At 48.3% G+C, this 5,224-nt stretch carries 5 protein-coding genes and 1 pseudogene; 1 reads left to right on the forward strand and 5 read right to left on the reverse strand.

Annotation, left to right across the window (positions count from 1 at the left end; genetic code table 11):
- The first annotated feature begins 50 nt into the window (after window positions 1-50).
- Complete coding sequence (locus tag N4310_RS07390) at window positions 51-998, forward strand: IS110 family RNA-guided transposase (RefSeq protein ID WP_262092674.1); 948 nt, start codon at window positions 51-53, stop codon at window positions 996-998.
- 378 nt (window positions 999-1,376) lie between these two features.
- On the opposite strand, the pseudogene N4310_RS07395 reads toward N4310_RS07390, so the two are convergent.
- From N4310_RS07395 to proB, 5 genes and pseudogenes are all read right to left on the reverse strand, one after another.
- Window positions 1,377-1,553 (reverse strand): annotated as a pseudogene (locus N4310_RS07395) (group II intron reverse transcriptase/maturase); the annotation flags it as partial.
- Window positions 1,522-1,719 (reverse strand): hypothetical protein, encoded by a 198-nt coding sequence (locus tag N4310_RS07400; protein WP_262092675.1) that lies wholly within the window; start codon window positions 1,717-1,719, stop codon window positions 1,522-1,524. The pseudogene N4310_RS07395 and the gene N4310_RS07400, both read right to left, overlap by 32 nt.
- A gap of 41 nt (window positions 1,720-1,760) precedes the next feature.
- Window positions 1,761-2,537, reverse strand: a complete 777-nt coding sequence (gene proC, locus N4310_RS07405; RefSeq protein ID WP_262092676.1) for a pyrroline-5-carboxylate reductase — start codon at window positions 2,535-2,537, stop codon at window positions 1,761-1,763.
- A 9-nt stretch (window positions 2,538-2,546) separates the two neighbouring features.
- Entirely contained in the window at window positions 2,547-3,785 is a 1,239-nt protein-coding gene (locus N4310_RS07410; RefSeq protein ID WP_262092677.1) for a glutamate-5-semialdehyde dehydrogenase, read from the reverse strand.
- 8 nt (window positions 3,786-3,793) lie between these two features.
- On the reverse strand, window positions 3,794-4,858 hold the full coding sequence (gene proB, locus N4310_RS07415; protein ID WP_262092678.1) for a glutamate 5-kinase: 1,065 nt from the start codon (window positions 4,856-4,858) through the stop codon (window positions 3,794-3,796).
- Window positions 4,859-5,224: the final 366 nt, after the last annotated feature.

Consider the following 5,224-nt stretch of genomic DNA (forward strand, 5'->3'; position numbering starts at 1 on the left):
TTTTTACGAAAATCTACTGAATATGCCATAAAAATAGTATAGCACAAAGTGTGTGGTTTCTGTTTCATTCTACTATAACTTTAGTTCTAGCCAATCCCCAACATATCAAAAATGTTCCTGGACGCAAGACAGATGTGAAGGACGCCGAATGGATGGAACAGTTGGGAAGATGTGGGCTAATTGCTTCTTCTTACATTCCAAGTCCAGAAGTTATACAGTTACGTTTGTTAACTCGTCGTAAATCTTCTTACAAGCAACGTCAAACACAAGTCAAAAATGAGATTCACAACATACTGCAACGTGCCAATATTAAATTGACCAGCTATTTATCCGATATTTTCTCAAAGACAGGGCAAGCGCTACTTTCACTGTTTATTGATGGTGAGGTTATCGACTATGATAGTGTCAAATCTTGTATGCAAAAGCGGGTTAAAGCTAGTCCTGATGAACTAGTAGAAGCTATGAATGGAAAATTGTCGCTGGAAGATCGTTTTATCTTGAATCAAAGTTTGGAAGAATATCGGATGTATCAGAAGCTCATTGAGACTTTGATTCAAGAAATCAAGGATTATATTCAAAGACATTTTCCAGAAGAGAACCATATCCTTCAAACTTTACCTGGGGTAAGTGAAGCTGCTGCTGCAGTTATCTTAGCTGAGATTGGACCAGATGTGCAGGCTTTTAAAACCGATGGTCATTTGGCTTCTTGGGCTGGATTATGTCCTGGCTCCTATGAAAGTGCTGGTATTAAAAAATCTTCGCATATTACACAAGGGAATCGCTATATCAAACACGCTCTAACGATGTCTGGCATGATTGCCGCACATTCTAAAAATCCTGCTTTTTCATCATTATATAAACGAGTTTCCCAAAGAGGAAGTAAGATGAAAGCCGTCATTGCTTGTGCCCATAAACTACTGAGAATCATTTACAAACTGCTTTCCACACACCAACCTTATCAAAAAGAAAAGGCCTTAGGACTGAGGCAACAGTTCTAAGACCCAAAAATAAAAATTCAAAAATTCACAAGAACAGTATAACACAAGGAATGTCTTTTTGCGCTTTTTTACTAGACTTCCTGCGGAACTAATGTATTAGAGGGGACCTCTAAAAACTCTAGTTGTTCTTCAAATTGAATCACTCAAACCTTGATAAATCAACATTTAGATTTTCAGAAATTTAGTTTTTAGAGGTGCTCTAGATCGCATAACCACACTGAAACATTTTATAACTCAGTCTTTTTCAAGTGATGACTCCGATAAATCTCAGGTTCTGTCACTGTTTTGCAGGAAGTCTACTGTCTTTTTTCAAATCGAGTAGGAACTAATCACTAGTCCCTCTCACACCACCGTGCGTGCCGTTCGGCACACGGCGGTTCAATTAACTTTTAACGCATGTCGTTCGAGATAATAATCTAGACAAGAAACCAGTCCTCGTTTTACGAGGGCTAGTTTTGATATAGCTCGTTTTAAAACTGACTTTTAAGCCACTAGTTGATAGTGGTCACCCCAGCCAGATACCTTATCCGCTATCCATTTCGGAACTCCTAGTTTTTTCGGCCTTTACTTTACGAATTTCCATCAAAATACCTAGGAATAGCACAACCAAGCCGGCTAAGAGTCGTGCGAGCCAAATATTTATCGGTAAACTTTCGAAGATGGGTAAGGCAATCTTGCCGATCATCACGTAAATGATCAGTTCCAACATGAATTTAAACATAGCTAAGTTCTCCTTTCACGATTGCAGGAGCAGGGGGCTTTCTACTGGCCCAGTTCCTTGGTTTTTTGGACAGCTGCTTTGGTCGCTTCCATGAGAGCGGCGCGGAAACCGTGTTTTTCTAGACTGACAACTCCTGCGATGGTGGAGCCGCCTGGGGAGGTGACTTCTTGACGAAGTTGGGCGGGGTGTTTGTCGGATTGGAGGGTCATCTGGGCGGTGCCGAGGAGGGTTTGGGCGACTAGGGTTTGGGCGTCTGAGGGCTTGAGTCCTTGCTCGATACCTGCGTCGGTTAGGGCTTCAATCATTTGGTAGACGAAGGCGGGGCCGCAGCCAGCGAGGGCAGTGGCTGCGTCTAGGAGGTTTTCTGGAAGCTGCATGAGGCGGCCGCTTACGGCGAGTAGGTGTTCAAGGAGGGGGGCTAGGTCTGGGTTGGCTAGGCTGTAGGTGGTCATGCCTTGGCCGATGGCTACGGGTGTATTGGGCATGATGCGGATGGTGTGATCGAGGGGCAAGTGCTGGGCTAGGCTAGCTAGGGGGACACCTGCTGCCATGGATACCCAGACTGTCTCTGGTTTAGCTAGGGGGGCTAGGTCTTGGGTTAGGCTGGCTAGGTGGTAGGGTTTCACGCCTAGAAAAACCACATCGGCTTGGCTAACCAGGTCTTGGTTGCTCAGGAGGGTTCCGTTTGTCAGTTGTGCGAGAGTCTGGGCTTTGGCTGGGTTGTGGTTGCTTAGGAGGACTTGATGGCCTGGGACTTGCGCGACAGCTTGGGCCAGGGCACCTCCCATATTTCCGGTACCAATAAATCCAATTTTCATGGGCACCTCCTAGCGGGTCTGGCCTTGGCCGCTGATGACATACTTGTAGGTTGTCATTTCTCTGAGTCCCATGGGACCACGTGCATGCATTTTTTGGGTGGAAATGCCGAGCTCACAGCCTAGGCCAAATTCGCCTCCGTCTGTGAAACGGGTGGAGGCGTTGACATAAACGGCTGCCGAGTCAACTAGGAGGGTGAAAAGATCGGCGGCTTGGGTGTCGGTGGTCACAATGGCTTCTGAATGGCCACTGGAATGGTGGTTGATATGGCTGATGGCAGCCTCCAGCGATGGGAGGACTTTGACAGCCATGATGTAATCCAAAAACTCGGTATCAAAATCCTGGCTACCAGCTGGGATAGCTGCTTGCAGGTAGGGCTGAGCAGAGGCATCCGCCCGCAATTCGACCTTATCAGCTAGGGCAGCTTCAAAGGCTGGTAGGAAATCGGCTGCAATGTCCTGGTGGACTAGGAGTACTTCGGCTGCATTGCAGACAGAAGGACGACTGGTTTTGGCATTGACGGCCAGAGCGACTGCCATCTCCAGGTCAACCTGCTGATCAATATAGACATGGCAGAGCCCTGTCCCGGTTTCAATTACGGGGACAGTCGCCTGTTCGACAACGGCTTGGATGAGGCCGGCTCCACCACGTGGAACCAGGAGGTCAATTTTGCCCTTGGCGGTCATCAGTTCCTGGGCGGAGGCTCGGCTTGTGTCCTGCACCAACTCTAGGACTCCTGGATGGACTCCAGCCTGCTCCAAACCTGTTTTCAAGGCCTTGACGATGGCTTGAGCAGAGTTGAAGGCTTCCTTACCACCACGGAGGATGACTGCATTGCCACTCTTGATCGCTAGTGCTGCTGCATCCGAGGTGACATTGGGGCGGCTTTCATAAATCATGCCGATCAAACCGAAGGGGATCGAGCGTTTCTGAATTTGTAAGCCATCTTCACGCACGCGCTCCTCTAACACCAGACCAACCGGGTCTGGCAAATCAAGCAAGGCCCGAATGCCTGCAGCCATATCCGCGATCCGTTCGCGGGTTAGAAGCAGCCGATCCTGCATGACCGGACTGATTTTCCCCTGGGCAGCAGCCATATCAAGGGCATTGCCGGCTAGGATGGCATCCGCTTGCGCTTCCAATTGGTCTGCCATTGCTGCTAAGGCCTGATTTTTCACCTGACTGCTGGCAACATTGATGGAGGCCTTGTGCTCCAAAAGTGAATCCAATAATTCCTGTGTACTTGTCATAATCCCTCCTATAAACTGACCCAATCATTACGATGGATCAAGACTCCTTCTGCTCTGCCTGCTTCCAAGTCAGCGGACGCCAGGCGGACACGTCCCTTACCAATTAATTGATGCGATTCCTGACTGTAGACTTCAAGCACTTGACCTGCTTCAAATTCGCCTTCCACTTGCACCACTCCTGCCGCCAGTAAGCTGCGTCCCTCCTGTAAGAGGGCCTTGGTTGCTCCGGCATCAACTTCGACTAGGGCGTCTACCCGAGCATAGAAGGCCATCCACTGTTTCCGCTGATTCATGGCGTGGTCCTGAGGTAAGAAGTAGGTGCCGCGATTTGCTTGAGTCACAGCCTGCAAAAGGGCTGTATCTTCTTTGGAGGAACAGATAAAAACTGGAACTCCGGACTTGGTCGCAAGAGCGGCCGCCTGTAGTTTGGTAATCATCCCACCCGTTCCATTGGCAGAACCAGCCCCTGCTGCCATGGCAAATAGCTCTTCATCGATCTGCTCAATTACAGGTAGGTGCCGGGCCTCTGGATCCTGATTAGGATTGGCTGTGTAGAGACCATCTACATCTGTCAGCAAAACCAAGAGATCGGCCTTGAGCAGGGAAGCCACTTGAGCTGACAGGGTATCATTATCCCCGACCTTGATTTCCTCAATGGCGATGGTGTCATTTTCATTAATAATAGGCAGGGCTCGTTGCTTAAGTAAAACCTGCAAGGCTTGCGAGGCATTCTGGTAGCGTCTAGCATCCGCAAAATCATCCTGGGTCAGGAGGATCTGGGCTGTCGCAATCCCGTCCTTCATCAGATTCTGGCTATACTCTTCAATCAAGAGTCCCTGCCCAACTGCGGCAGAGGCTTGTTTTTCAGCAATCTTGGTTGGTCGTTTCGCAAATCCCAAGCGGCGGAAGCCTGCCGCAATGGAGCCCGATGTCACCAATACAATCTGGTGTCCCTGCTGGTGGAGCTGGGCGAGCTGATTGGTGATACGGGCGATCTTGATCCGGTCCAAGTGACCATTCTCCTGGGTTAGGGAAGATGTCCCCACTTTAAATACAATGGTTTTCTCTGCCATAGTTCTCTCTCCATTTTTAGTTGGGAAAATTATACCACAAATGCTCTGTCGAGTTGTAATATGTCTGATTTTATGCCAAACCCTACCAAAATAAGGGGTTCAGAAAGTTCATTTTTTAATTATTTGCCAAACATTCCTAAATTTTACCGATTTTTTGCCCCCTCGTTGCCCCCTGGAGATATTAAAAACCGCCCCGAATTCGAGGCGGTTAGTGTTAGAAAATCAATGGGCCTTTCCATTAAATTTTAGACTATTGTAGCATATTTCTGCGCTCTTTGATAAGCTGATCTAGTTCATCCAGGTCTTCGAGGGTGGCCTTATTCCGGATGAAACTCCGAGCGCTGGAACGGGAACTGAGGTAGGACT

The sequence above is a fragment of the Streptococcus danieliae genome (assembly GCF_025447695.1).
In the GTDB taxonomy this organism is placed as follows: Bacteria; Bacillota; Bacilli; order Lactobacillales; family Streptococcaceae; genus Streptococcus; species Streptococcus danieliae.